This is a genomic window from Pseudomonas sp. MIACH (genome assembly GCF_001269925.1).
Lineage (GTDB): Bacteria > Pseudomonadota > Gammaproteobacteria > Pseudomonadales > Pseudomonadaceae > Aquipseudomonas.
The window spans coordinates 278,728-304,229 of the sequence record NZ_LHVO01000002.1; the positions used below are offsets into that span (position 1 = coordinate 278,728).

Consider the following 25,502-nt stretch of genomic DNA (forward strand, 5'->3'; position numbering starts at 1 on the left):
CGTGCTGGGCAAGTCAAACTTAGAAGAGAACACAACCTATGCTTTTTTCCCGTAAGGCGGTTTCCAAGCGTCATCTTTTGCTGATTGCCGCTGGCTTCAGCACCGTGTTGACAGGCTGCGCCACGTCACCGGCTTCCAAGGTCGCGTCCAGCACCAAGGTCGAGTACTACCCCAACTGCTACGAGCCGGTGCAGCACTTGCGCGCCACCGATTCGAACATGACCAAGTCGGTGGTCACCGGCGCAGCCATCGGCGCGGCCGGCGGTGCATTGTTGGGCGCCCTGACCGGCGACAAGGAAAAGCGTGGCCGTAACGCCGCCATCGGCGCAGCGGGCGGGGCCCTGGCCGGCGGCGCAGCGGGTTATTACACCGAGCGTCAGAAGCAGATCGCCGATGACAACCAGCGCATTGCCTCGTATGCGGCTGACGTGAACAAAAGCGCCTCCGACATCGACCGCAGTACCGCGTACGCCAAGGCGTCCCAGCAGTGCTACCAGAGCGCATTCACCAAGTTGGTGAATGATCGCAAAGCCAAGACCGTCAACGACACCGAAGGCCGCAAACGCCTGGCGGAAATCGTCTCGGGCCTGAAGGAGTCCAATGACCTGATCGTTGCGGTCAACGGCAAAGCCGCCGAAGACCTGAACAACTACACCCAGGCGTACGAGAAAGACCTGCAGCAGGTTGGCGTACAGCGTGCCGACGTGGTCACCGTGGCCAAGGCCGATGCAACACCCGTTGTGCCAGCGGGCAAGAAGAAAGGTACCGGTACCAAGCCGCCGAAAAAGCCGCCGCTTCCAACCGTACCAACAGAAGCGGTGAGCACCGAGAAAACCTTCCAGACCGCCCAGACCAAGCAAGATGAAAGCAAGAAGGTCGCCAGCGCCGGTAAAGCGCAGATCGAAGGCACTTGCCGTGATCCAAACCTGGCCGACTGGGCGCCGGTTCCTTGCCCTAACGTTTAAGTAACATGCTGCTATAAGCGTCAAACGCCAGCCGATCTTCCGCTAATGCGCAAGATCGGTGGCGTTCTTTTTGCAATTGGTTAAACTGCTGCGGCCACTCAATAATTACACCGAGGCCGTGTGCATGAAATTTCGTCTTCTGCTGTGGGTGCTGGGCCTGATGATGGGCAAAGCCAGCCGCACCAATCCTGCCTTCCAGCAACAGCTGGGTGACAAAGACCTGGCGTTCCAGTTGCAGACCCTCGACGGCAAGGTTGCCCGTCATTTCATCGTCAAAGACCAGCGCATTACCAGCCGCTCGGGTGTCCATCCGGCGCCGGCGTTTGCCATCGCGTTCAAGGATGCCGCCTACGGCTTCGCCACGATGCAGGCGAAGAACAAGCAACTGGCGTTCATGACGGGCATTCAGGACAAGTCGATCCAGATCAAGGGCAACCCGGCGCTGGTGATCTGGTTCCAGGGGTTGACCAAGTATTTGAAGCCGAAGAAAAAGGCAAAAAGTTAAGACGGTTATCGGAACTCTTCATAAACAAAAACCACGCATTGGAGAACAGCGATCCCGGTGCGGACATGAAGATTGATGTGTCAGTTAAGCCCTCGTATCACACGAGGGCTGCAGCAGAAGAGCCTTTCAACAAGCTTGCAGATAGCCCCCGGCCGCCTCTCAAGGCCGCGCTGGCTCCCGATGCATTACGACCTCCTGAGGCGGTCTGCAATGCGAGGCTCAATAAAGCCGATCTTTCAGCGGGAGATATTCTGCTCTTGATGGACCAGCCACAAAACACCGCGATGAGTCATCGGTTAATCAAGCTTGGCCAGCGATTGCCTGCGCTTTCGGTATTACGTCGTAATGGCGGCGATGCTGAATTGGTGCATGCGCTTATGTGGTCTAAAAGACCGAATAACGGTGCGAAACTTGGACCGAGCGCTGAGGGCGAATCGGAAATAGTCGAGATGCGGGGCGGATCCAAACTTTCATCCTCATCAAGTGCAGTTCGACAGGGGCTTTACAAAGTCTACTCGCCAAAAGATAAAAATCTCGGCGACTGGGCCGCACAAGTCGGGCAAGTTTGGAGCGTCGAAGGAGGGATTCCTTATTCAAAGCCGCAATCGGCATTGAGTGTTTTGAGAAACTCGAACTTCAAGGAAAACGCGGCGGCGGCGAGCGAGCGATATGCCAACCAGGCCTTTGAAAATGAGCCTCGGCTTTTGAAAAAGGGCTCCTTCTGCTCGCATTTTGTACTTGCGGCCTATCAGGCGGCAGCAAAAAACATAGGCGTTGAGCTGAGCGGCGCATTAAAGGTGGATGCGCAAGGCACTTCGGTAAGAACGTTGGAGCATTTCCTCAAAGAGGATAAGCAGGGGTTCGATTTCAAAGGGTATTTGAACGTCGAACCCCAGGATGTGCTGTATCAAGAATAACGGTGTTGTACTTATCCCTGACTGAACTGCGATGCCAATTCGCGTAGCAGTACTTCGGCATCCAGCACCTTGCCCACTACTTCCTCAGCCTTGTCACGGCTCAAGCCCAAACGCTCAAGCAGTTCGTCCGGGATGGTCTCGTCCGGCCCGGAGCCGATCCCCCGGCTGCGCAGCAAGCGCACGGCCAGACACACCAGGTTCGGGTACTCGGCGTATTGCCCATCGTAGGTCGGGTCGTGCTGGAAGCGCAGGGCGGTGGACAGTTCGTCCGGCATGTCCCAGTAGCGCATCAGCCAGGCGCCGATCTGCTCGCGGCTGATGCCCAACAAGTGTTGCTCCACGTAGCTGTGGCACAGGTGCGGGTTGACCTCCAGGTGGCGGCAGATCAGTGAGAAATGCGGCGGGAACACATGGGCCAGCAGCAGGTAGCCGAAGTTGTGCAGCAGGCCGGCGAGGTAGGTCAGGCCGGCTTCCGGGCGCTGGGCGCGAGGCATGGCGCGGGTCAGGCCTTCGATCACGGCGGCGGTGTAGATGGACTGGTGCCAGTACGGCGTGGCCTGGTGCGGGTGGTCCTTGGGCAGGCTCAAGGTCTTGCCCAGGGCCAGGCCCAGTGCGAGGTTGATCACCAGGTCAAAACCCAGCACGCGTACGATGGCGTCTTCCACCGAGCGGATCTTGCCCGGCGATGCGTAGTACGGTGACGCGGCCCAGCTCACCACTTGGGCGGCCAGGGCCGGGTCGGTTTCGACCACGCCGGTGATGTCGTCGATGGTGGCATTGGGGTCGACGCGCAGCTTGATGATCTTCTGTGCGGTGTCGGCCAGCGGTGGAATCTCGATGGTCGCTTCCAGGCGTTGCTGGATGCGGCGGGCGGTAAACGCCTGCATCGCCTGGGTGATTTCCTCACGGTCATCATTCGGGCGGTCGAGGTTCGGGCGGATATTGCTCAGCGGTTCACCGAACTGGGCGGCGCTGGCCTTGGTGAGCATGGTCTTGAAGGCGTCGCTGGCGATCTCCAGCAGCAGCCCGGCTTCACCTGAATGCACCAGCAGGCTCGGCTCGTTGAGTAGGCTGCCTTCGTACAGGCACGGCGAACTGGTGAGTGCCGGCAGACCCGGCAGCAGGCTCAGGTCGTGCTTGCCCAGCATGCGTGCGACGCGATCCGGTGACACGGCCGTAAGGCGGCGACCGGTGAGTTCGGTGAGGCGGTTGAGGTCCAGCAGCTGGCTCTGTGGGAACAGCACCATCAGAGCGCCCACCGCGTCTTCCAGCAATACGGCCTGGACCTTTTGCGCAGGATTCAGGCCCGGATGTTCGGTGACTTCCGTGTAGCTGATGGCGAGTTTTTCGAGCAGCGCGCGAATGACCGGCGGGGCGGTCAGTGGGGCTGTGGCGAGGGCAACTTCTGACATGGCCTGATCCAATTTCCTACAGTCACCGGAGTATAACCAGCTTGATACAACTGTAGGTCGGATAAGTGAGTCTGGTGTCACACTTGGCCGTATTGCTGCCCATGACGCAGCCAGCGATCCAGCAGCGGGCTGACATGATCCGGCCAGCGTTCCAGCAGCGCTTGCGCGGCATCGCGCACGGCGGGCAACAGGTCGGCGTCGCGCATCAGGTCGGCGACCTTGAATTGCAGCAGGCCGGTCTGGCGGGTGCCGAGCATTTCACCGGGGCCGCGCAGTTCGAGGTCTTTTTCGGCGATGACAAAACCGTCGTTGGTTTCGCGCATGATCCCCAGGCGCTGGCGGCCGATCTGCGACAGCGGTGGGTGGTAGAGCAGCACGCAATGGCTGGCGGCGCTGCCCCGGCCGACACGGCCGCGCAACTGGTGCAATTGCGCCAGGCCCAGGCGCTCGGGGTTCTCGATGATCATCAGGCTGGCGTTGGGCACGTCCACGCCCACTTCAATCACCGTGGTAGCAACCAGCAACTGCAGGTTGCCAGCTTTGAATTCGGCCATCACCGCGGCCTTTTCCGCGGGCTTCATGCGCCCGTGGATCAGTCCGACCTTGAGCTCGCCCAAGGCGCTGGTGAGGTCTTCATAGGTGGTCTCGGCGGCCTGGCAGGTCAGTTCCTCGGACTCTTCGATCAGCGTGCACACCCAGTACGCCTGGCGGCCTTCGGCGCAGGCGCCGCGCACACGCTCGATCACTTCGACGCGCCGCGTATCGGTGACCAGCACGGTATTCACCGGTGTACGGCCGGGGGGCAGTTCGTCGAGGATCGAGGTGTCGAGGTCGGCGTAGGCGCTCATGGCCAGGGTGCGCGGGATCGGGGTGGCGGTCATGATCAACTGGTGCGGGTTCATGCGTCCGCCCACGCCTTTCTGGCGCAGGGCCAGGCGCTGCTGCACGCCGAAGCGGTGCTGTTCGTCGATGATCACCAGGGCCAGGTTCTTGAACTGGACTTCGTCCTGGAACAGCGCATGGGTACCCACCACCATCGGTGCGCCGCCGGCGATCTGCTCCAGCGCTGCCGCGCGCGTCTTGCCCTTGAGCTTGCCGGCCAGCCACGCGACTTCCAGGCCCAGGGGCTCGAGCCAGCGCTTGAACGTGATGAAGTGCTGCTCGGCGAGGATCTCGGTGGGCGCCATCAGCGCCACCTGGTAACCGGCTTCCAGGGCTTGCAGGGCGGCGAGGGCGGCGACCACGGTCTTGCCTGCGCCCACGTCGCCCTGAATCAGGCGCAGCATCGGCTCGTGCTGGCTGAGGTCGTAGGCGATTTCATTGCCCACGCGCTGCTGGGCACCCGTCGGCGCAAAGCCGAGGTTGGCCAGGTATTGCGCAGGCAGGCGCGTGGCCTTGGGCATGGCGGGCGCACGCAGGGAGCGCATGCTTTCGCGCAGGCGTTGCTGGGATAACTGGTGGGTCAGCAGCTCTTCGAACGCCAGGCGATGCTGGGCCCAGTGATGACCGAGGGCCAGTTCGTCGACATCGGCGTCGGCCGGTGGGTGATGCAGGTAGCGGATCGCATCGGCCAGCGGCGCCAGTTGATAGTCGCGCGCCAGCTCCAGGGGCAGCCAGTCGGGCAGGCTCTGCGGGCCGAGCATGCCCAGGGTCTGCATGCACAACTGGCGCAGGCGCTGTTGAGTCAGGCCTTCGGTGAGCGGGTAGATCGGCGTCAGGGTGGTGTCCACCGGAGGCGGTTCATCCCCGGTGATGGCGCGGTACTCCGGGTGGTAGATCTCCAGGCCCGAGGCGCCGGGGCGGGCTTCGCCGTAGCAGCGCACGCGGGTGCCGCGCTTGAGGCCTTCCTTTTGTGCGTTGCTGAAATGGTAGAAGCGCAGGCTCAGGCCTCCGGTGCCGTCCTGCAGGCGCACCACCAGACTGCGGCGCTTGCCCATCACCACGTCGGCGCCGCTGACGGTGCCTTCGACCACGGCATCCTGCCCCGGGCGCAAATGGCCGATGGGCACCACGCGGGTGCGATCCTGATAGCGCAGGGGCAGGTGAAACAGCACGTCCTGGAGATTCTCCAGGCCGACCTTGGCCAGCTTTTCGGCCATGGCTTCACCGACACCCTTGAGTGCCGTCACCGACACCTGCGACAGCTCAGTCATACGTTTACTTAGCTCGCAGCAGGCGGCTTGGCCACCGAGCACAGGCGGATCGAGTCGGCGAGGATCTCAATCGCTTTGGGCCGTGGGAAGCTGGCGCGCCAGGCGATCGCTACGGTGCGGAACGGCACCGGTGGCGTGAGTGGACGCACTTCGATCACACCGGGGGCGTAGTGATGGCTGTCGACTGCCGACAGCGGCAGGATCGAGATGCCCAGCCCGGAGGCGACCATATGGCGGATGGTTTCCAGGGAGCTGGATTCCACGGTGGTGTGCTTGGCGCCATCGTTGCCTTTGGTCAGGGTCGGGCAGGCTTCCAGCACCTGGTCGCGGAAGCAGTGGCCTTCGCCGAGCAGCAGCAGGCTCTTGTCGTTGAGCAGGCCGGCATCGATGGTGTCTTTTTGCGTCCACGGATGGGAGGCGGGCATCAGCACGTAGAACGGCTCGTCGTAGAGCTGCAGGGTCAACACATCCGCTTCGTTGAACGGCAGGGCGATGATGATCGCATCCAGCTCGCCGTTGCGCAGTTTGTCGCGCAGCACGTGGGTGAAGTTCTCTTCGATATACAGCGGCATCTGCGGTGCGACGCGGTGCAGTTGCGGGATCAGGTGCGGGAACAGGTACGGGCCGACGGTATAGATGGCGCCGACTTTCAGCGGTGCAGTCAGCTGGTTCTTACCGGCCTGGGCCAGTTCTCGAATGCTCTGTGCTTGCTCCAGCACCTTCTGGGCCTGGGCAACGATGCCTTCGCCCACCGGGGTGAGGCGTACGGCGCTTTTGCTGCGCTCGAAAATCAGCACACCGAGTTCGTCTTCAAGCTTTTTCACACCCACCGACAGCGTCGGCTGGCTGACGTGGCAGCGTTCGGCCGCGTGGCCAAAGTGCTGCTCTTGGGCGAGGGTAACGATGTAGCGTAATTCTGTAAGAGTCATAGCGGGCGTCCATGAGGTTGCGGGCCAAGCATACCGGCTGCAATCGATAGACGCACGTTATCAGAACTTTGCTGGGCATTGAGGGGGGAATGCGCGGGATTTTGCTGAGAGTGGCGAGGGGGCCCCTCGCCACTTTCATTTTCAGCGACGACGTTTTTCGATGTTGTACACAAACGGTGCAACGATCTCGATGCTGCCGCCCTTGAGCATATCGGCCGGCGGCTTGGGCAGCGGCTGGGCACGACGGATCATGTCCAGGGTGGCACGGTCCAGGTCGGCGTTGCCGGAGCGGCCCACCAACTCGTAGGACAGCACGTTGCCGTCGGCATCCACCACGAACTTCAGGCGGTTCAGGCCTTCCTTGCCACGGGCCTGAGCACCTGGCGGGTACTTCTTGTACTTCTGCAAGTGTGCCAGCAGGGTGCCTTCCCAGGACGCTTTGGCGGCGATCTGTTGCGGCGACGGGCCTGGAACCGGCTGGGCCGATTTTTCAGCTGGAGCCTTGGTCGGCGGAGCGTCACTCGGTGGGTCCTCGGAGGGTTTCTCCTTGGGCGGCTCGATCTTCTTCTCCACCGGCTTGGGCGGTTGCGGTTTAGGCTTGGGCTTGACCGGTTTGGGCACCTGGATCGTTGGCTTGGGTGCCTCGGCCAGTTTCGGCAGGGGCAGCTCTTCCACCGGTGCAGGCGGTTGCGGTGGCGTTACCACTTTCGGCGGGGCCGGAGGCGGCGGTGCAGGCATCGGGGCCAGGTCGATGACCATGGCTGCCGGAGGCAACTGCACCGTGCGTGGCGCTGACCAATGGAGCGCGATGGCAATCGCGACGGCATGCACGCCCAGCACGACGGCGAGGCTGGTGCCATAACGCGTCAGTTTGTGGCGCGTCGTGATCATTTTTTGGCTGCCGTCTCGAGTCCGACCAGGCCTACCTTGAGGTAGCCGGCTGCCCGCAGGGCATCCATCACGCTCATCAGGTCGCCGTAGTCCACGCCCTTGTCAGCCTGGAAGAAGATCGTCGTGTCTTTCTTGCCTTGGGTCTTGGCGTCGAGCACCGGCCCCAGGGTTTCAGCTTTGACTTCTTCTTCGCCCAGGAACAGGCGTTGGTCCGCCTTGACGCTGAGGAAGATCGGTTTCTCTGGCCGCGGCGCCGGCTTGGCGCTGGAGGCGGGCAGGTCAACCTTGATATCCACGGTGGCCAACGGTGCGGCCACCATGAAGATGATCAGCAGCACCAGCATCACGTCGATGAACGGCGTGACGTTGATTTCGTGGTTCTCGACGAGTTCGTCGTCGCCTTGATTCAAATGCAGGCCCATGGCCGATTACCCCACTTTCACCATGTGCGGTTGCGAGCTGCGCTCGGTAGGCAGGTGATCGAGGTCGCGGCTGACCAGCAGCAGGACTTCTGCCGACGCATCCGATACCTGGGCCTTGTAGCCGGCAATCGAACGGGCGAAGACGTTGTAGATCACCACCGCAGGAATTGCGGCAACCAGGCCCAGGGCGGTTGCCAGCAGGGCTTCGGCGATGCCCGGGGCAACGACGGCGAGGTTGGTGGTCTGGGTTTTGGCGATGCCGATGAAGCTGTTCATGATGCCCCATACGGTACCGAACAGACCGACGAAAGGCGCGGTAGAGCCGATGGTCGCCAGCACACCGGTGCCGCTGCTCATGTTACGGCCGCAGGCTGCAACGAGACGCTCCAGACGGAAGGCCACGCGCTCCTTGATACCTTCTTTTTCGCGGGTGGTGGCCGACAGGCGCATTTCTTCCAGCGCGTCGTGCACCAGGGTGTTGGCCAGGGTGCCTTTCTTGGTCGCGCTTTCGCTGGCTTCCTTAAGGGTCGTGGCCTTTTTCAGGTGGACGATTTCATTGCGCAGACGACGCTTGGCGCCCAGCAGCTCGAAGCCCTTGGCGATCCAGATGGTCCAGGTGATGATCGAGGCGATGGCCAGGCCGATCATCACGGCTTTAACCACCACGTCAGCGTTCTGGTACATACCCCATGGGGACAGGTCGTGGGCCATGCCCAGGGTGTTGTCTTCTTCCAGCACCACCCCGGTGTCGCCGGCGGAGGCCGCTGGGTCGGCAGCCAGGGCCGGGTCGGTAGCCACTGGCGCAGCGGCTGGAGCCGCCGTGCTGTGCTCTGCAGCCGGTGCAGTGGCAGGTGCGGTGGCGTCAGCGAATGCGGCGGTCGGTGCCAGCAGTACGCTGAACAGCAACGCAGCAATCGCGCGCCAGGCGCGGGACGGGCTGTGAGGCTTGGTTGGCGAAGCGGGGGTTGTATTACGTGTCATGCTGGCCGGACCTGAGAGGAAAAAATGGGTAATCGTCCTTCCAGACCCTTGAGGGCCGAGGACAAATGGGCGGTTATTATTGCAAGTAATTCTTGTTAACAAAAGTAATACAGTAACTTTATTTGCCCTTTTTCTGGCCGCCGGTCTGCTACGAGGGCTAATCTAGACCTTTAAGTAGGGAGTTTTTTGATGTCTGCGCCGTCTGTTGTGATTGCCGGTTGTGGCGATGTGGGTAGCCGGCTGGCTAGCCAATTGCTCGCTTCGGAATGGGAAGTTCATGGTCTGCGACGGGACATTTCGCGCCTGCCGGAAGGAGTGATCGGCATTGCCGGTGACCTGTTCAACAAGGACTGCCCGGACACCTGGCCTATCGGTGGGGTGGATTACCTCGTCTACTGCGCCGCTGCGACCGACCACGATGAAGCCGGTTATCGCGCGGCTTACGTGCAAGGTTTGCGGCATGTCTTGGAATGGCTGAAAGACTACGGCCAGGAACCGAAACACCTGCTGTTTGTATCCAGCAGCAGCGTATACGGGCAGCAGAATGGGGAATGGGTCGACGAAACATCCGAGACCCAGGCGAAAGGCTATTCAGGGCAGGTGATGCTCGAAGCCGAGCAAGTGGCGCTCAGCAGCGGCATTCCGGCCAGCGTTGTGCGGTTGACGGGGATTTACGGCCCGGGCCGTGAGTGGCTGCTGACCCAAGTGCGCCAAGGTTATCGCGTCGCGATCGATCCACCGCTGTATGGCAACCGGATTCACGCGGACGATGCGGCAGGCTTGTTGGCGTTTTTGCTCCGGCATGTGGAGCAGGGCGGTTCGCTGGATAAGGTCTATATCGGCGTCGACGATTCACCGGCGCCGCTGGCTGAGGTGGTGGCCTGGTTGCGTGAGTACCTGGGCGTGACAGAGTGGTCCGAAGACGCCAGTGTGCGGCGGGCGGGCAGTAAGCAGTGCAGTAATGCGCGGATCAAGGCGTTGGGTTGGGTACCGACGTATCCAAGCTATCGCGAAGGGTATGCAGCCATTCTTAAAGGCTGAAATGCGGTTAAAGATGTGGGAGGGCTTGCCTCCTCCCACATTTGGATCTGGGTGATGACGGCTATTGTTTTTCAAGCAGCCATTGGCGTGGACCTTGGGTGAATTGCGGCACTTCGTCCGCCTGTGCGGTGTTGACCGCCTGGAATATTTCCAGCTGCTTGCCTTTGCGGGCGAAGATCCAGGGGTTGCCGACACCGTTGAGTTGCAGCCAGATGCTGTCGTAGCCGCCGCTCATGGAGGCGCAGTCGCCCGCCAGGCACAGTGAGTACCGATCAACATTTGGCAGGCCCACGACCTTGCCGTCGGGCTGGAACTGCACGATGGCGCCGTTTCCGAAGCCGTCAGTGATCTTCCAGTCGCCGCCCATATAGGCCGCGTACAGCGCGCGCTCAAAGTTGGCGCCCAGTGGCGCGCCTTCCGGTGCGGGGTCCTGGGCACGGGCGAACAGTTGCTCAGGCTCATTGTCGTTGGCGGATTGCAGCAGTTGCTTGCCTTTGCGCTTGAGTTCGGTGGCGGAGCTGCCGTAGAAATCCACGTTCCAGGCGCCGGATTTTTCACCAAGCAACTTGCCTTCGGCGACTTCAAAACCGTTGTAGTAGCGCGCCTGCGAAGCCTTGGGGTTGATCTCCCATTCGAGGTTCGGGCCATAGCTTTGCAGCGCTTCACGCAAAGGGCCGCCTTTGGCTGCCGCATCGATGGCGACCTGATTGATCCAGGTGCCGCTCACATCCAAATCGGCAGGGTTGCTGGCGCAGCCGCCAAGCAGCAGGGCGAGCAACGACGTGGCTACAAGCGCTTTGCGCATCATGAAATCCTTTTAAAACGAAGTCGGCGCAGCCTGTGGAGGCTGCGCCGGGTGTTTTACTCGATGACCAGAATCGCGTCCATTTCAACCTGCGCGCCCTTTGGCAGGGCTGCAACACCAATCGCGGCACGGGCGGGGTAAGGCTGTTCGAAGTACTTGCCCATGATCTCGTTGACCTTGGCGAAGTGGCTCAGGTCGGTGAGGAAAATGTTCAGCTTGACGATGTCCTTGAAGGAGCCGCCGGCGGCTTCTGCTACGGACTTGAGGTTTTCGAAGACCTGTACGGTCTGGGCTTCGAAGCCTTCCACCAGTTCCATGGTCTTTGGATCCAGCGGGATCTGGCCGGACATGTAGACGGTGTTGCCCGCCTTGATGGCCTGGGAATAAGTACCGATGGCGGCTGGGGCTTTGTCGCTGGTGATAACGGTCTTGGTCATGAATGACTCCTTGTAATGGATGGGCTACGCACGCATGCGAGTGATGCGGATCACACCGGTCAAGGCGCGCAGTTTCTTGATTACGCGGGCCAGGTGCACGCGGTCATGCACACTGACCACCAGCTGGACCACGCTGATGCGACCATCGCGCTCGTCCATGCTGATTTTCTCGATATTGCCGTCGGCCGCGTTGACGCTGCTGGCCAGCAGGGCGATCAGGCCGCGCTGGTGTTCCAGCTCCACGCGCAGCTCGACGTTGAATTCGCCGGTGACATCCTTGGCCCACGAGAGCTGGATGCATTTTTCCGGGTTGTGACGGATCTCGGTGATGTTGCGGCAGTTGTCGAGGTGAACGACCATGCCCTTGCCAGCCGACAGGTGGCCGACAATCGGGTCGCCAGGGATCGGCGTGCAGCATTTGGCGTAGCTGAGCACCAGGCCCTCGGTGCCGCGAATCGCCAGCGGGCCTTCGGGGCTTGGCAACTGTTCGCCTTCGCCCAGCAGGCGGCGTGCGACCACGTAGGCCATGCGGTTGCCCAGGCCGATATCTTCCAGCAGGTCTTCGATGGTTTCCTGGCGGTACTCGTGGAGCATCGCTTGCACGCGCTCTTGCGGAATCTTGTCCAAGGCGCTGTCGAAGCCGTTGAGTACTTTGTTCAGCAGGCGTTCGCCCAGGCTGATGGACTCGGAGCGGCGCTGCAGTTTCAGGGCATGGCGGATGTGTGTGCGGGCCTTGCCGGTGACCACGAAGTTGAGCCACGCCGGATTCGGGCGGGCTCCGGGTGCACTGACGATCTCGACCGTGGAGCCGCTTTGCAGCGGTTCGGACAGCGGCGCGAGACGGCGGTTGATCCGGCAGGCAATGCAGCTGTTGCCGACGTCGGTGTGCACCGCGTAGGCAAAGTCGACCGCAGTGGAGCCTTTGGGCAGCTCCATGATGCGGCCTTTGGGCGTGAACACGTAGACCTCGTCCGGGAACAGGTCGATCTTCACGCTTTCGATGAATTCCAGGGAGTTGCCGGCACGTTGCTGCATTTCCAGCACGCCCTTGACCCACTGGCGCGCGCGGGCATGGGTGCCTTTGGGCTGCTCGTCGCCGCTGGATTTGTACAGCCAGTGCGCAGCGATGCCATTGTTGGCCATCTCTTCCATTTCGCGGGTGCGGATCTGGATCTCGATGGGCACCCCGTGCATACCGAACAGCGTGGTATGCAGCGATTGATAGCCGTTGGCCTTGGGAATGGCGATGTAGTCCTTGAAGCGCCCCGGCAGGGGTTTGTACAAATTATGCACAGCCCCGAGTACGCGGTAGCAGGTATCGACCTTGTCCACGATGATGCGGAACGCGTACACGTCCATGATCTCGTTAAAGGCCCGGCGCTTGCCGCGCATCTTCTTGTAGATGCCGTAGATGTGCTTCTGCCGGCCGCTGACCTCGCCCTCGATCTCGTCGATCGCCAGGCAATGGCTCAGGGATTCTTCGATCTTGTTGACGATTTCCTTGCGGTTGCCCCGGGCACGCTTGACCGCCTGGTAGATGCGCGCCGAACGCATCGGGTGCATGGCTTTGAAGCCGAGGTCTTCGAACTCGATACGAATGGCGTGCATGCCCAGCCGGTTGGCGATGGGCGCGTAGATTTCCAGGGTTTCCTTGGCGATGCGCCGGCGTTTTTCGCCGGACAGCACTTCCAGCGTACGCATGTTGTGCAGCCGGTCGGCCAGCTTGACCAGGATCACCCGGATATCGCGGGCCATGGCCATGGCCATCTTCTGGAAGTTTTCCGCCTGGGCTTCGGCCTTGGTCTCGAAGTTCATCTGGGTCAGTTTGCTGACCCCGTCGACCAGTTCGGCCACGGTTTCGCCAAATTGCGCACTGAGCGCTTCCTTGGCAATGCCGGTGTCTTCGATCACGTCATGCAGCATCGCGGCCATCAGGCTCTGATGGTCCATGTGCATGTCGGCCAGGATATTTGCCACCGCAAGAGGATGGGTGACGTACGCCTCGCCGCTTCGGCGGCGTTGGCCGTCGTGGGCTTGTTCGGCGTAGAAATACGCTCGGCGGACCAGGTTGACCTGGTCGGGGCCGAGGTAGGTCGATAAGCGATCGGCGAGGGCGTCTATGCTCGGCAAAGTGTGAACTCCTGCCGAAGGCTGTGACCCCGCGCCGTGCTACGTCGACCAGGCATAGGCTTAGACGGCCTCGTTGGACTCGTCCTCGAACGCTGCGAACAGCGGTTCGTCTTCAACGATCTCAGCGTTGGCGATGAACTCGTAGCTCATCAGGCCTTCAGCGATTTCGCGCAGGGCTACAACGGTAGGCTTGTCGTTTTCCCACTGTACCAGGGGCTCTTTGCCGCCAGTAGCCAGTTGACGGGCACGCTTGGTAGAGAGCATGACCAGCTCAAAGCGGTTTGCCACGTGGTCTAGGCAGTCTTCAACGGTTACGCGGGCCATGATATTCCTCGGAGCGAATGCAAGATGCGCGCTGCCCGGTTGGGCGAGCGGACTAAACAGTTTAAAAAATCACCAGCGTTTAGGGAAGCGCTGATTTTTCGCAGGCCCTCGCAAAACCGCTACAAGCGCCAATGTAAAGCCCTTGCAGCGGTTTTGGGAAGAGCCAATCAGCCGAGCAGTTCGGCCAGTAATTTGCCGAAACGCTGCTGTTGACGCTTTTGCTGGAGCTGATTGGCACGAAAAATCGCCTTCAAGTCATCCAGTGCGTGGGAAAAATCGTCATTGATGATCAGGTAGTCGTAGTCGACGTAGTGGCTCATTTCGCTGACGGCTTCACGCATGCGGCCTTCGATGATTTCGTCGCTGTCCTGTCCCCGGTTGGTCAGGCGCTGGTGCAACGCCTCGAGGGACGGCGGCAGGATGAAGATCGAGCGTGCCTTGGGCATCAGCTGGCGCACTTGCTCGGCGCCCTGCCAGTCGATTTCCAGGATCAGGTCATGGCCTTCGTCCAGGGTCTGCTGCAGGTGGCTTTGCGAGGTGCCATAGAGGTTGCCGAATACTTCGGCGCGCTCCAGGAAGTCGCCGTGTTCGATCATCTTGACGAACTCGGTGCGCTCGACGAAGTGATAGTGCACGCCGTTCACCTCGCCCGGGCGCATGGCACGGGTGGTGTGGGAGACCGAGATGCGAATCTGCTCGTCGGCGTCGGTCAGGGCCTTGACCAGGCTGCTCTTGCCCGCGCCCGAAGGGGCGGAAATGATGTAAAGGGTGCCGGTGCTGTGGGTCATGGAGGTTGCCTTACTCAATATTCTGTACTTGTTCGCGCATCTGCTCGATCAACACCTTGAGGTTGACCGCCGCCGTGGTGCTGCGCGGATCGAAAGCCTTGGAGCCCAGTGTATTGGCTTCGCGGTTGAGTTCCTGCATCAGGAAGTCCAGGCGCCGACCAGCGGCGCCGCCGGACTTGAGCACGCGGCGCACTTCGAGGATGTGGGTGCTCAGGCGGTCCAGCTCTTCGGCAACGTCGCTCTTCTGCGCCAGTAGCACCATTTCCTGCTCCAGGCGCACGGGGTCGAGGTCGGCCTTCATGTCGGTGAAGCGATCGAGGACCTTCTGGCGTTGGGTGGCGAGCATTTGCGGGACCAGCTCGCGCAGGATGACCACGTCTGCTTCGATCGATGTCAGGCGCTCATTGATCAGTCGGGCCAGTTCGGCGCCTTCGCGCTCGCGGCCGGCCTTGAGCTCCTTCAAGCCCTGGGTGAACAGGGCGAGGGCTTCGGCATTGAGGGCTTGCGGGTCGGTGGCATCGGCCACCAGCACGCCGGGCCAGGCCAGCACTTCCAGAGGGTTCAGCGCGGCGGGTTGCTTGATCAGGCCGGCGATGGTTTCGGCGGCAGCGACCAGTTGCGCTGCGCGCTCGCGATCCACCTGCAGCGGCTTGCCAGTGGTTTCCTCGGTAAACCGCAGGGTGCATTCCAGCTTGCCGCGGGAAATCCCCTGGCGCAGTGCCTCACGCACGGCGCCTTCGAGGTCGCGGAAGGATTCCGGCAGGCGCAGGTGCGGTTCCAGGTAGCGGCTGTTGACCGAGCGCAGTTCCCAGCTCAGGGTGCCTTGGACACCGGCTTTTTCGACGCGGGCGAAGGCGGTCATGCTGTGCACCATGGAGGTACCTCGCGTTACAGCCTGCAAACACGGGCTGATGGGTAAATTGAAGCCGACTGGCTGCGAAGGCGCAGGATTGTAGCGCAGTGCGGCGAGCGCGCCCAAACAATGGGCGATAGGCTGGCCATTCGTAACCAGATTTTTAGCAGTGCCCCGAATCGGCTCGCGGCTCTATAATGCTCGGCAGTTTTTCGTCCTCAGTACAGGTATCCCCTATGAAACGTCCAAGTGGTCGCGCTGCCGATCAGCTCCGCTCGATCCGCATCACCCGCAACTACACCAAACACGCCGAGGGATCCGTACTGGTCGAGTTTGGCGATACCAAGGTGATCTGCACCGTCAGCGTCGAAAACGGTGTGCCACGTTTCCTCAAGGGCCAGGGCCAGGGCTGGTTGACCGCCGAATACGGCATGCTGCCGCGCGCCACCGGCGAGCGTAACCAGCGTGAAGCCAGCCGTGGCAAGCAAGGCGGCCGCACCCTGGAAATCCAGCGCCTGATCGGGCGCTCCCTGCGCGCCGCGCTGGACATGTCCAAGCTGGGCGACGTGACCCTGTACGTCGACTGCGACGTGATCCAGGCCGACGGTGGTACGCGTACTGCGTCCATCACCGGCGCCATGGTGGCGCTGGTTGATGCACTGAAAGTCATCAAGAAGCGTGGCGGCCTGAAAGGCGGTGACCCGCTCAAGCAGATGATTGCCGCCGTATCGGTGGGCATGTACCAGGGCGAGCCAGTGCTGGACCTGGACTACCTGGAAGATTCGGCCGCCGAGACCGACCTGAACGTGGTGATGACCAGCACCGGTGGTTTCATCGAAGTGCAGGGCACCGCCGAAGGCGCGCCTTTCCAACCGGCCGAGCTGAACGCCATGCTGGCCCTGGCGCAGAAAGGCATGACCGAAATCTTCGAATTGCAAAACGCCGCACTGGCTGACTAAGCCGGCTTCAAGGAGAAGCGCCATGAGTGACAGTCAATTGCCGGTTCCGGCACCGACCAAGGAAGTTCGCCAGTGGGCGATGTTGTGTCACTTCGCGGCGTTCCTGGGGTTGGTGTTCCCCTTCGGCAGCCTGTTGGGGCCGCTGATCGTGTGGCAGATCAAGAAGGATATGGACCCGCTTATCGATGATCAGGGCAAGGAAGCCCTGAACTTCCAGATCACCGTGGCCATCGCCTGGCTGGTCTGCATGGTGCTGGGGTTCGTGGTGATCGGCTTTCTGCTGATGTTGATCCTGGTGGTGGCGGCGCTGGTGCTGACGATCATCGCTGGCATCAAGGCCAACAACGGCACGGCCTATCGCTACCCGTGGACCTGGCGCCTGGTCAAATAACACCCACAAAAAAACCGACAGCGATGTCGGTTTTTTTGTGCCTGGATAAAGACCTTAGATGGTCAGTGTCCAGTCGTAGTCCACGATCAGCGGCGCGTGCTGCGAGAAGCGCGGCTGGCGCGGCAAACGTGCACTGCGCACGAACCGGCGCAGACCTGGGGTCAGCAACTGGTAGTCGAAGCGCCAGCCCAGGTTGAGCATCTCAGCCTGTTCGTTGTCTGGCCACCAGCTGTACTGGTCGCCTTCGCGGCTGACTTCGCGCAGGGCATCCACATAGCCCATGTTACCGACAATCTCGTCCATCCAGGCCCGTTCCGGCGCCAGGAAACCCGGGGATTGCTGGCTGTCGCGCCAGTTCTTGATATCCAGCTTTTGTTGCGCCACGTACAGCGAGCCACAATAAATGTACTCGCGACGTTTGCGTCGCTGTTTATCCAGGTAACGGGCGAAATCGTCCATTAGCTTGAACTTCTGGTTCAAGTCTTCATCGCCGTTCTGCCCCGAAGGAAGCAGCAAGGTCGCGATGCTGACCTTGTCGAAATCGGCTTGCAGGTAGCGCCCGTAGCGGTCGGCTGTCTCGAAGCCGAGGCCGCTGATGACCGCCTTGGGTTGCAACCGCGAGTACAAAGCCACGCCACCTTGGGTGGGCACTTCGGCATCGCAGGCATAAAGGAAGTAGCCATCCAGTTGGAAGGCTGGGTCGTCCAGTTCAAAGGCGGAGGCGCGGGTGTCCTGCAGGCAGATGACGTCGGCATTCTGAGCTTGCAGCCAACTGAGCAAACCACGCTCGACTGCAGCCTGAATACCATTAACGTTCACACTGATGATCCGCATAAATGGCCCCAAAAATCGCGTGCGTGTATGATACACGCCGTCTACCTAATTAGCTAAATCCGTGGTATCTGAGGCTTTTTTCATGCAGGCGTATCAACGCGATTTCATTCGTTTTGCCATCGATCGCGGGGTTTTGCGCTTCGGTGAGTTCACCCTCAAGTCCGGGCGCACCAGCCCGTACTTCTTCAATGCGGGCTTGTTCAACTCGGGTTCGGCCCTGGCTCAGCTGGGTCGTTTCTACGCGGCAGCCATTGTTGAAAGCGGTATTTCCTTCGACGTGCTATTTGGCCCGGCCTACAAGGGTATTCCCCTGGCAGCTGCAACGGCCGTGGCCCTGGCGGAACATCATGGGCGGGATCTGCCATGGTGCTTCAACCGCAAGGAAGCCAAGGCGCATGGCGAAGGTGGCAGTCTGGTGGGTGCGCCGCTGACCGGCGATGTATTGATCATTGATGACGTGATCACGGCCGGTACGGCTATCCGTGAAGTGATGCAGATCATCGCTTCCCAGGACGGCGCCAAGGCCGCTGGTGTGCTGATCGCGCTGAACCGTCAGGAGCGTGGCAACGGTGAGTTGTCGGCGATCCAGGAAGTGGAGCGTGATTTCGGTATTCCAGTGGTAAGCATCGTGTCGTTGAACCAGGTGTTGCAGTTCCTGGAAGATGATCCGCAGCTCAAGCAGCACTTGCCGGCAGTGAAGGCGTATCGCGAGCAGTTCGGCGTTCAGTAATCGGCGCCCAACAAAAAGCCCCACCCCTTGTAGGAGCGAGCAAGCTCGCTCCTACAAGGGGTGGGGCTTTTTAGTGCTTTAAGGACGCTTGCGGTTACTGATCAGCGTGCCCACGCCGGTATCGGTGAAGATTTCCAGCAGGATCGCATTCGGCACACGGCCATCCAGGATCAGCGAGCTGCCGACGCCGCCTTGCACGGCTTCCAGCGCGCAACGGATCTTCGGCAGCATGCCGCCGTAGATGGTGCCGTCGGCGATCAGTTCGTCCACTTGTTGAGTGGTCAAGCCGGTCAGTACCTTGCCTTCCTTGTCCATCAGGCCGGCGATGTTGGTCAGCAGCATCAGCTTTTCAGCCTTCAGCGCCTCGGCTACCTTGCCGGCGACCAGGTCGGCGTTGATGTTGTAGGACTCACCGTTGGCACCCACGCCGATCGGCGCGATCACCGGGATGAAGTCACCCTTGACCAGCAGGTTCAGCAGGTCGGTGTTGATGCCGATCACTTCGCCTACCTGGCCGATATCGATGATTTCCGGCTGGGTCATTTCCGGCGTTTGACGGGTAACGGTCAGTTTTTTCGCACGGATCAGCTCGGCGTCCTTGCCGGTCAGGCCAATGGCGCTGCCGCCGTGACGGTTGATCAGGTTGACGATGTCTTTGTTCACCTGGCCGCCGAGGACCATCTCCACCACGTCCATGGTTTGCGCGTCAGTGACGCGCATGCCATCGATGAAGTGACTCTCGATCGACAAGCGCTTGAGCAGGTCGCCGATTTGCGGGCCGCCACCGTGGACAACAACAGGGTTGATCCCCACGGCTTTCATCAACACGATGTCGCGGGCAAAGCCGGTTTTCAGCTCGTCGCTTTCCATGGCATTGCCACCGTACTTGATCACCAGCGTCTTGCCGACGTAGCGTCGAATGTAAGGCAACGCTTCGGACAGGACCTTGGCGGTGTTAGCAGCGGCTTCGCGTTCGAGGGTCATTCAGGGCTCCGGTAAAAATCAGAACGGTAATTGGAGATCAGGGGCAACACGTTTCAACTGGGCGTGGAACACGTCCTTGATGCGCTGCAACTCAGCCTCGGTATCCGCCTCGAAACGCAGCACCAGCACCGGTGTGGTGTTGGACGCGCGAACCAGGCCCCAGCCTTTGGCGTAATCGACTCGCACACCATCAATGGTGGTCAGGTTGGCGCCTTCACCCCATTGCGCATCGTGCAGTGCGTCAATGATGCTGAATTTGCTCTCCTCGGTCACATGGATATTGATCTCTGGCGTAGAAATATCATTCGGGAAGGTCTGAAACAGCTCTTCGGCGGTGGATTTTTCCTTGCTGAGGATCTCCAGCAGACGGGCGGCGCTGTAAATGCCGTCATCAAAGCCGAACCAGCGCTCCTTGAAGAACACGTGGCCGCTCATTTCGCCGGCCAACAGTGCGCCGGTTTCTTTCATTTTCTTTTTGATCAACGAGTGACCGGTCTTCCACATTAGCGGACGGCCGCCATATTCCTTGATCAGCGGGGTGAGGCGGCGGGTGCACTTCACGTCGAAAATGATTTCGGCGTTGGGGTTGCGCGCCACCACGTCACGGGCAAACAGCATCAGCAAACGGTCCGGGAATACGATCTCGCCGGTTTCGGTCACCACGCCCACGCGGTCGCCGTCACCGTCGAAGGCCAGGCCGACGTCAGCACCGGTTTCCTTCACCTTGGCGATCAGGTCCACCAGGTTTTCTGGCTTGCCCGGATCCGGGTGGTGATTGGGGAAGTTGCCGTCGACCTCGCAGAACAGTGGGATCACTTCGCAGTTCAGGGCTTCGAGTAGTTGCGGAGCGATCACGCCAGCCGCGCCGTTGCCGCAATCCACCACCACTTTGAGGCGGCGCGCGAGTTTGACGTCGCGGGTGATTTCGTCAGAGTAGCGCGGCAGGATGTCAACTTTAGTGATGCTGCCTTGGCCGCTGGTCAGGTCGTTGGTCTTCAGGCGGGTGTGCAGGGCCTGGATCTGTTCGTTGGCCAGGGTGTCGCCGGCGATGACAATCTTGAAGCCGTTGTAGTCCGACGGGTTATGGCTACCGGTCAGCATCACCCCGGATTTGCCGGCCAGTACGTTGGCGGCGTAGTAAAGCGCAGGGGTGGGCACCAGGCCGACGTCGCTGACATGGCAGCCGCTGTCGGCCAGGCCCTGGATCAGTTGCTCCACCAGTTCCGGACCGGACAGGCGACCGTCACGGCCGACGGAAACGTTCGGCTCATCCTGGGCCAGGCTCTGGGCGCCAATGGCACGGCCAATCCAGTAGGCGGTTTCGGCGGTCAGGGTCTTGGGCACCACGCCACGAATGTCATAGGCGCGAAAGATGCTGTCAGGGAATGTCGGGGCTACTCGGGCTGCGGTACTCATCGCGGGGGGAAACTCCATCTCAAGGGGGCAAGGCTGGCCTTAATGTGGCTGACCGGCAGGCTCAAACTGAAGGGTATGACGGTGTTTTCGGCAGAGAGTTCGTGGTGCAAAAGTGCCATCGGAGCTTGGCTCCTGTCTTTTTGTCTGCGTAATGCATTGATTTCAAAGGTGAAATCTCGCTGATAAAGTCCGCGCATTCTTCATCCTGAAAAGCCTTGCGGGGGCGTCGAGCCGGGCAAAAGCGCCCGGCCAGGTTCAGCGTAGTCAGTGACTGCCGGAATGCCCAAAACCGCCTGCGCCGCGTTGGGTTTCGTCGAAATCCTGTACCAGCTCGAAATGCGCCTGCACCACCGGTACCAGTACAAGCTGGGCAATGCGCTCGCCGACGACGATGTTGAACGCCGTCTGGCCACGGTTCCAGCACGACACCATCAGCTCGCCCTGGTAGTCCGAATCGATCAGGCCCACCAGGTTGCCCAGCACGATGCCGTGTTTGTGTCCCAGGCCGGAGCGCGGCAGGATCAGCGCCGCCAGGCCCGGGTCGCCGACGTAGATCGACAGGCCAGTGGGGATCAGGAGGGTCTGGCCCGGTTCAAGCACGGTGTCTTGCTTGAGCATGGCACGCAGGTCCAGGCCGGCGGAGCCTGGGGTGGCGTAGGCCGGCAGTGGAAATTCGGTGCCGATGCGGGGGTCGAGGATCTTGGCTTGCAAAGCGTGCATGGAAATTAAACCTGGTTCAGCCGTTGGGCGATAAAAGAGATCAGTTGGCGGGCAATCTTGCCTTTGCTGGTCTGGGCGAAAAGGGTGGCGTGCAGGTCGCGGTCGATCACGCTGCAGGCGTTTTCCTCGCTGTTGAAGCCGATGCTCGGGTTGGCGACATCATTGGCAACGATCAGGTCGAGATTTTTGTCTTTCAGTTTGCGTGCGGCGTAGTCCAGCAGGTGCTCGGTCTCGGCGGCGAAGCCGACACTGAACGGGCGGTCCGCACGCGTGGCGATGGTGGCCAGAATGTCCGGGTTGCGCACCATTTGCAGGAGCAGGCCATCGCCGCTCGTAGGGTCTTTCTTGAGCTTTTGCGGGGCGACGACTTCCGGGCGGTAGTCTGCAACCGCTGCCGAAGCGATAAACAGGTCACAGGGGATGGCGGCCTCACAGGCGGCCAGCATGTCCCGGGCGCTGACTACGTCGATTCGCGTGACGCGATCGGGGGTCGGCAAGTGCACCGGGCCGGTGATCAGGGTTACGCGTGCGCCTGCCTCGACCGCCGCTTCCGCCAAGGCAAAACCCATTTTTCCTGAGCTATGGTTGGTGATGTAGCGCACCGGGTCGATGTTTTCCTGGGTCGGGCCTGCCGTAATCAGCACGTGCTTGCCGGTCAGGGCCAGGTGCTGGAAGCACTCCGCGGCGCACAGTGCCAGGTCGATGGCTTCGAGCATGCGGCCCATGCCGACATCGCCGCAGGCCTGGCTGCCGGAGGCCGGGCCGAACACCTTGAGGCCACGGCTTTGCAGGAGTTGGGTGTTCGCCTGGGTTGCCGGGTCACGCCACATGGCCTGGTTCATGGCTGGGGCGATGGCGACGGTGGCGTCGGTGGCCAGTACCAGGGTGGTCAGCAGGTCATCGGCGATGCCTTGCGCCAAGCGGGCGATCAGGTCGGCGGTGGCAGGGGCGATCAACACCAGGTCGGCCCACTTGGCCAGCTCGATATGGCCCATGGCAGCTTCGGCTGCTGGGTCCAGCAGGTCCAGGTGGACCGGGTGTCCGGACAAGGCCTGCATGGTCAGCGGGGTGATGAACTCACTGCCGCCGCGGGTCATGACCACGCGCACTTCGGCGCCCTGGTCGAGAAGCCTGCGGACCAGCTCTGCGCTCTTGTAGGCGGCAATGCCGCCGCCGACGCCGAGAACGATGCGTTTCCGATACAGACGCTGCATTGGTTTGCCTTTCCAGTTCAGTGAAGCCAGTTCAGTGACGCCTGCGATGTCCCCTCCCCAGGTGAAATCGCATGCAAAAAAGAGGGCCTACGATAACACAGCGCCTGCCAGGCAACAGCGGCGCACATGCACAGGGAGGTGGGATGAGTATTCGTGATTGGCCGGCAGCAGAGCGGCCGCGAGAGAAGCTTTTGGAGTGGGGCGCGGCGAGTCTGTCCGACGCTGAATTGCTGGCGATCTTCCTGCGCACCGGGGTAACCGGCAGGAGCGCGGTGGACCTGGCGCGGCATCTGCTGGCGCAATTTGGCGGTTTGCGCCCGCTCATGGAAGCCAGCCAGACATTGTTCAGCCAGCAATTGGGCTTGGGCCCGGCGAAGTTTGCCCAGTTGCAGGCAGTGCTGGAAATGTCCCGGCGCCATATGGCTGAGCGCCTGCGCAGCGATTCGGTGCTGGAAAGCCCGGTAGCGGTGCGCGACTACCTCAAGGCGTTGTTGCGTCATGAGCCTCACGAGATCTTCGGCTGCCTGTTCCTGGACTCAAAGCATCGGGTGTTAGGGTTCGAGGCGTTGTCCGAAGGGACCATCGACGCGGCCGTGGTTTACCCCCGGCAAGTGGTCAAGCGCGCCCTTGCCTATAACGCGGCGGCGTTGATTCTGTGTCACAACCATCCATCCGGGAGTGTGGAGCCCAGCGCAGCTGATCGAAAATTGACCAAGGTGCTGCAAAAGGCCTTGGAAGTGGTGGATGTGCGAGTACTGGATCACATCATCGTGGGGGATGGTGATCCGTTGTCGATGGCGGAATATGGCTGGATGTAAGCCCGCCCAGTGAGGGCGGGCGTGGTTCTCAGGGCTTGACGCTGACCTTCGAGAAGTCCTGGCGCCCGAACGGGCTCACCTGGTAGCCCTCGACGCTCTTGCGCGCCAGGGCGAAGGCCGTCGGGTGCGCCAGCGGCAACCACAGCGCCTGCTGCTGGATCTGCGCCTGGGCCTGCTGATACAGCTTGCTGCGCACGCCTTGCTCGCTGGTGGTCTTGCCGGCGCTGATCAGCTTGTCCAGTGCCGGATCACAGTAGCGCGCGAAGTTGGTGCCGGACTTAACCGCCGCGCAGGAAAACTGCGGGGTGAGGAAGTTATCCGGGTCGCCGTTATCACCGGCCCAGCCCATGAACAGCAGGTCGTGTTCACCCGCTTTGGCACGGCGAATCAGCTCGCCCCACTCAATCACGCGGATCTCGGCCTGGATGCCGACCTTGGCCAGGTCCGCCTGCAGCAGTTGTGCGCCGAGGTTCGGGTTGGGATTCAGCAGGCTGCCGGTGGGGCGCGTCCAGATGGTGGTCTTGAAGCCGTCCTTGAGGCCGGCACGGTCCAGCAAGGCCTTGGCCTTGGCGAGGTCCTGTGGATAACCCGTCAAGTCCTTGGCGTAGCTCCAGGTATTGGGCGGGTAAGGGCCATTCGCGGCTTCGGCGGTGCCTTCGAACACGGCCTTGAGGTAGCTGTCTTTGTCGAAGGCCAGATTGATTGCCTGGCGTACCTCGGGTTTGTCCAGCGGCGGATGCTGGCTGTTGATGGCCACGAATGCGGTCATGAACGCTGCGGTTTTTTCCACCTTGAGTGCGGGGTCCTTCTCCGCCTCGCCCACGTCCAGGGGCTTGGGCGACAGGGCGATCTGGCATTCATCGCGGTGCAGTTTCTGCAGGCGCACGTTGGCGTCCGGGGTAATGGCAAAGATCAAGTTATCCACAGCCGGTTTGCCGGCGAAGTAGTCCGCGTTGGCCTTGTAGCGCACCACGGCGTCTTTCTGGAAACGGCTGAAGATGAACGGCCCGGTGCCGATCGGTTGGCTGTTGAGCTTCTCTGGCGTGCCAGCCTTGAGCAGTTTATCGGCGTATTCCGCCGGGTAGATCGAGGCAAAGCCCATGCTCAGGGCCGCGAGGAAGGTGGAGTCGGCGTGATCGAGGGTAAAGCGCACGGTCAGCGGGTCGAGCGCATCGATCTTCTTGACCAGGGCCGGCAATTGCAGGGACTGGGCGTGGGGGAAGCCGCTCTGGGCGATCTTATGCCACGGGTTGGCCGGGTCGAGCATGCGCTCGAAGCTGAAGCGTACGTCTTCGGCGGTCAGGGTGCGGCTTGGGGTGAAATACTCGGTGCGATGGAATTTCACGTCCGGGTGCAGCTTGAAGGTATAGGTCAGGCCATCCGGCGAGACGTCCCAGCTGTCCGCCAGGCTTGGCACCAGTTTGCCGCTGGCCGCGTCGTAGTCCACCAGGCGGTTCATCAGCACGTCGGCCGAGGCGTTGGTGGTGGTCAGTGAGTTGTATTGCACCACATCGAACCCTTCGGGGCTGGCCTCGGTGCAGACGCTCAAATTGCTGGCGGCGGAGGCCAGCGGCGCGATAAATAGAGGGGCTAGCAATAGCGGTAGGGCAGCGAGGCGCATGTTCGGTTTCCTTTGCAGATCGAAGGCCCATCTGCGAGTGCAGTCTGGAAAAGTCCTACCGTAGTGCTCTGATTGATAAATGACTAGCCCATTTTTGCCTGTGCTTTTGGGCAAAATGCTGTTTTGATGGCGCCTCAGATCGTTTCGTCATGCGCTTTGCGGTGCTGGCGGGCGCTGAAAATCATTCTGTGCGACGAGCGGTCGGCTGTTGTAGCGGCCCCTCCTGGCAACGGTTCAGGTATCAACAGCCGAGATTTGCGTC

The 25,502-nt window shown here is 61.2% G+C and carries 25 protein-coding genes and 1 pseudogene; 8 read left to right on the forward strand and 18 right to left on the reverse strand.

The annotated features are described in order from the left end of the window. The first annotated feature begins 38 nt into the window (after positions 1-38). The 3 genes from tagQ (at position 39) to AD670_RS31810 (ending at position 2,387) form a co-directional block, all read left to right on the forward strand. On the forward strand, positions 39-965 hold the full coding sequence (gene tagQ, locus AD670_RS01250) for a type VI secretion system-associated lipoprotein TagQ (RefSeq protein WP_053127634.1): 927 nt from the start codon (positions 39-41) through the stop codon (positions 963-965). Positions 966-1,089: 124 nt separating this feature from the next. Then, positions 1,090-1,470: a hypothetical protein gene (locus AD670_RS01255; protein ID WP_053128151.1), complete on the forward strand. Its 381-nt coding sequence runs from the start codon at positions 1,090-1,092 to the stop codon at positions 1,468-1,470. Between the two features lie 65 nt (positions 1,471-1,535). Further along, entirely contained in the window at positions 1,536-2,387 is an 852-nt protein-coding gene (locus tag AD670_RS31810; protein ID WP_256243843.1) for a hypothetical protein, read from the forward strand. Positions 2,388-2,398: 11 nt separating this feature from the next. Here the strand turns inward: AD670_RS31810 and AD670_RS01265 are convergent, their stop codons facing one another. The 6 genes from AD670_RS01265 to exbB form a co-directional block, all read right to left on the reverse strand. Beyond that, on the reverse strand, positions 2,399-3,799 hold the full coding sequence (locus AD670_RS01265) for an aminoacyl-tRNA deacylase and HDOD domain-containing protein (RefSeq protein ID WP_053127636.1): 1,401 nt from the start codon (positions 3,797-3,799) through the stop codon (positions 2,399-2,401). Between the two features lie 77 nt (positions 3,800-3,876). Next, positions 3,877-5,952, reverse strand: coding sequence for an ATP-dependent DNA helicase RecG (gene recG, locus AD670_RS01270; protein ID WP_053127638.1), 2,076 nt, complete (start codon positions 5,950-5,952; stop codon positions 3,877-3,879). Positions 5,953-5,960: 8 nt separating this feature from the next. Continuing rightward, the gene (locus AD670_RS01275; protein WP_053127640.1) at positions 5,961-6,881 is read right to left on the reverse strand and encodes a hydrogen peroxide-inducible genes activator; all 921 of its coding nucleotides are present in this window, start codon (positions 6,879-6,881) and stop codon (positions 5,961-5,963) included. Positions 6,882-7,022: 141 nt separating this feature from the next. Further along, a complete protein-coding gene (locus AD670_RS01280; RefSeq protein ID WP_053127642.1) occupies positions 7,023-7,772 on the reverse strand; it encodes an energy transducer TonB in 750 nt (249 codons plus the stop codon). Then, positions 7,769-8,194, reverse strand: a complete 426-nt coding sequence (gene exbD, locus AD670_RS01285; RefSeq protein WP_003195519.1) for a TonB system transport protein ExbD — start codon at positions 8,192-8,194, stop codon at positions 7,769-7,771. Before exbD ends, AD670_RS01280 begins: the two co-directional genes overlap by 4 nt. 6 nt (positions 8,195-8,200) lie before the next feature. After that, positions 8,201-9,175: a tonB-system energizer ExbB gene (gene exbB, locus AD670_RS01290; RefSeq protein WP_053127644.1), complete on the reverse strand. Its 975-nt coding sequence runs from the start codon at positions 9,173-9,175 to the stop codon at positions 8,201-8,203. Between the two features lie 189 nt (positions 9,176-9,364). Between exbB and AD670_RS01295 the strand changes: the two genes are divergently transcribed. Continuing rightward, positions 9,365-10,216, forward strand: coding sequence for an SDR family oxidoreductase (locus AD670_RS01295; RefSeq protein WP_053127646.1), 852 nt, complete (start codon positions 9,365-9,367; stop codon positions 10,214-10,216). A gap of 61 nt (positions 10,217-10,277) precedes the next feature. On the opposite strand, the gene AD670_RS01300 is transcribed toward AD670_RS01295, so the two are convergent. From AD670_RS01300 to AD670_RS01325, 6 genes are all read right to left on the reverse strand, one after another. Beyond that, a complete protein-coding gene (locus AD670_RS01300; RefSeq protein WP_053127648.1) occupies positions 10,278-11,021 on the reverse strand; it encodes a hypothetical protein in 744 nt (247 codons plus the stop codon). Positions 11,022-11,077: 56 nt separating this feature from the next. Next, positions 11,078-11,458, reverse strand: coding sequence for a RidA family protein (locus AD670_RS01305; protein WP_003176922.1), 381 nt, complete (start codon positions 11,456-11,458; stop codon positions 11,078-11,080). 24 nt (positions 11,459-11,482) lie between these two features. After that, positions 11,483-13,588 carry a bifunctional GTP diphosphokinase/guanosine-3',5'-bis pyrophosphate 3'-pyrophosphohydrolase gene (gene spoT, locus AD670_RS01310; RefSeq protein WP_015886535.1) on the reverse strand — a complete coding sequence of 702 codons (2,106 nt, stop codon included), beginning with the start codon at positions 13,586-13,588 and terminating at the stop codon, positions 11,483-11,485. Between the two features lie 60 nt (positions 13,589-13,648). After that, positions 13,649-13,912: a DNA-directed RNA polymerase subunit omega gene (gene rpoZ / locus AD670_RS01315; protein WP_017735757.1), complete on the reverse strand. Its 264-nt coding sequence runs from the start codon at positions 13,910-13,912 to the stop codon at positions 13,649-13,651. A 167-nt stretch (positions 13,913-14,079) separates the two neighbouring features. Next, positions 14,080-14,700 (reverse strand): guanylate kinase, encoded by a 621-nt coding sequence (gmk, locus tag AD670_RS01320; RefSeq protein ID WP_053127649.1) that lies wholly within the window; start codon positions 14,698-14,700, stop codon positions 14,080-14,082. A 10-nt stretch (positions 14,701-14,710) separates the two neighbouring features. After that, positions 14,711-15,574, reverse strand: a complete 864-nt coding sequence (locus tag AD670_RS01325) for a YicC/YloC family endoribonuclease (protein WP_053127652.1) — start codon at positions 15,572-15,574, stop codon at positions 14,711-14,713. Positions 15,575-15,789: 215 nt separating this feature from the next. Between AD670_RS01325 and rph the strand changes: the two genes are divergently transcribed. Both rph and AD670_RS01335 read left to right on the forward strand, forming a co-directional pair. Further along, on the forward strand, positions 15,790-16,512 hold the full coding sequence (gene rph, locus AD670_RS01330; protein ID WP_016975928.1) for a ribonuclease PH: 723 nt from the start codon (positions 15,790-15,792) through the stop codon (positions 16,510-16,512). A gap of 22 nt (positions 16,513-16,534) precedes the next feature. After that, the gene (locus AD670_RS01335; protein WP_053127655.1) at positions 16,535-16,903 is read left to right on the forward strand and encodes a DUF4870 domain-containing protein; all 369 of its coding nucleotides are present in this window, start codon (positions 16,535-16,537) and stop codon (positions 16,901-16,903) included. A gap of 54 nt (positions 16,904-16,957) precedes the next feature. On the opposite strand, the gene AD670_RS01340 is transcribed toward AD670_RS01335, so the two are convergent. After that, positions 16,958-17,737 carry an exodeoxyribonuclease III gene (locus tag AD670_RS01340; RefSeq protein WP_003195493.1) on the reverse strand — a complete coding sequence of 260 codons (780 nt, stop codon included), beginning with the start codon at positions 17,735-17,737 and terminating at the stop codon, positions 16,958-16,960. An 82-nt stretch (positions 17,738-17,819) separates the two neighbouring features. Between AD670_RS01340 and pyrE the strand changes: the two genes are divergently transcribed. Then, positions 17,820-18,467: an orotate phosphoribosyltransferase gene (gene pyrE, locus AD670_RS01345; RefSeq protein WP_027608288.1), complete on the forward strand. Its 648-nt coding sequence runs from the start codon at positions 17,820-17,822 to the stop codon at positions 18,465-18,467. A 78-nt stretch (positions 18,468-18,545) separates the two neighbouring features. On the opposite strand, the gene argB is transcribed toward pyrE, so the two are convergent. From argB to coaBC, 4 genes and pseudogenes are all read right to left on the reverse strand, one after another. Next, positions 18,546-19,451: an acetylglutamate kinase gene (argB, locus tag AD670_RS01350; protein ID WP_015886532.1), complete on the reverse strand. Its 906-nt coding sequence runs from the start codon at positions 19,449-19,451 to the stop codon at positions 18,546-18,548. Positions 19,452-19,469: 18 nt separating this feature from the next. Then, a pseudogene (locus AD670_RS01355) lies at positions 19,470-20,876 on the reverse strand (phosphomannomutase/phosphoglucomutase); the annotation flags it as partial. Between the two features lie 255 nt (positions 20,877-21,131). Continuing rightward, a complete protein-coding gene (gene dut / locus AD670_RS01360) occupies positions 21,132-21,587 on the reverse strand; it encodes a dUTP diphosphatase (protein WP_053127661.1) in 456 nt (151 codons plus the stop codon). Positions 21,588-21,592: 5 nt separating this feature from the next. After that, entirely contained in the window at positions 21,593-22,801 is a 1,209-nt protein-coding gene (gene coaBC / locus AD670_RS01365) for a bifunctional phosphopantothenoylcysteine decarboxylase/phosphopantothenate--cysteine ligase CoaBC (RefSeq protein ID WP_053127662.1), read from the reverse strand. Between the two features lie 143 nt (positions 22,802-22,944). On the opposite strand from coaBC, the gene radC reads away from it, so the two are divergent. Continuing rightward, the gene (gene radC, locus AD670_RS01370) at positions 22,945-23,619 is read left to right on the forward strand and encodes a DNA repair protein RadC (protein ID WP_053127663.1); all 675 of its coding nucleotides are present in this window, start codon (positions 22,945-22,947) and stop codon (positions 23,617-23,619) included. Positions 23,620-23,647: 28 nt separating this feature from the next. On the opposite strand, the gene AD670_RS01375 is transcribed toward radC, so the two are convergent. Further along, positions 23,648-25,240 carry an ABC transporter substrate-binding protein gene (locus AD670_RS01375; protein ID WP_053127664.1) on the reverse strand — a complete coding sequence of 531 codons (1,593 nt, stop codon included), beginning with the start codon at positions 25,238-25,240 and terminating at the stop codon, positions 23,648-23,650. Positions 25,241-25,502 lie beyond the last annotated feature (262 nt).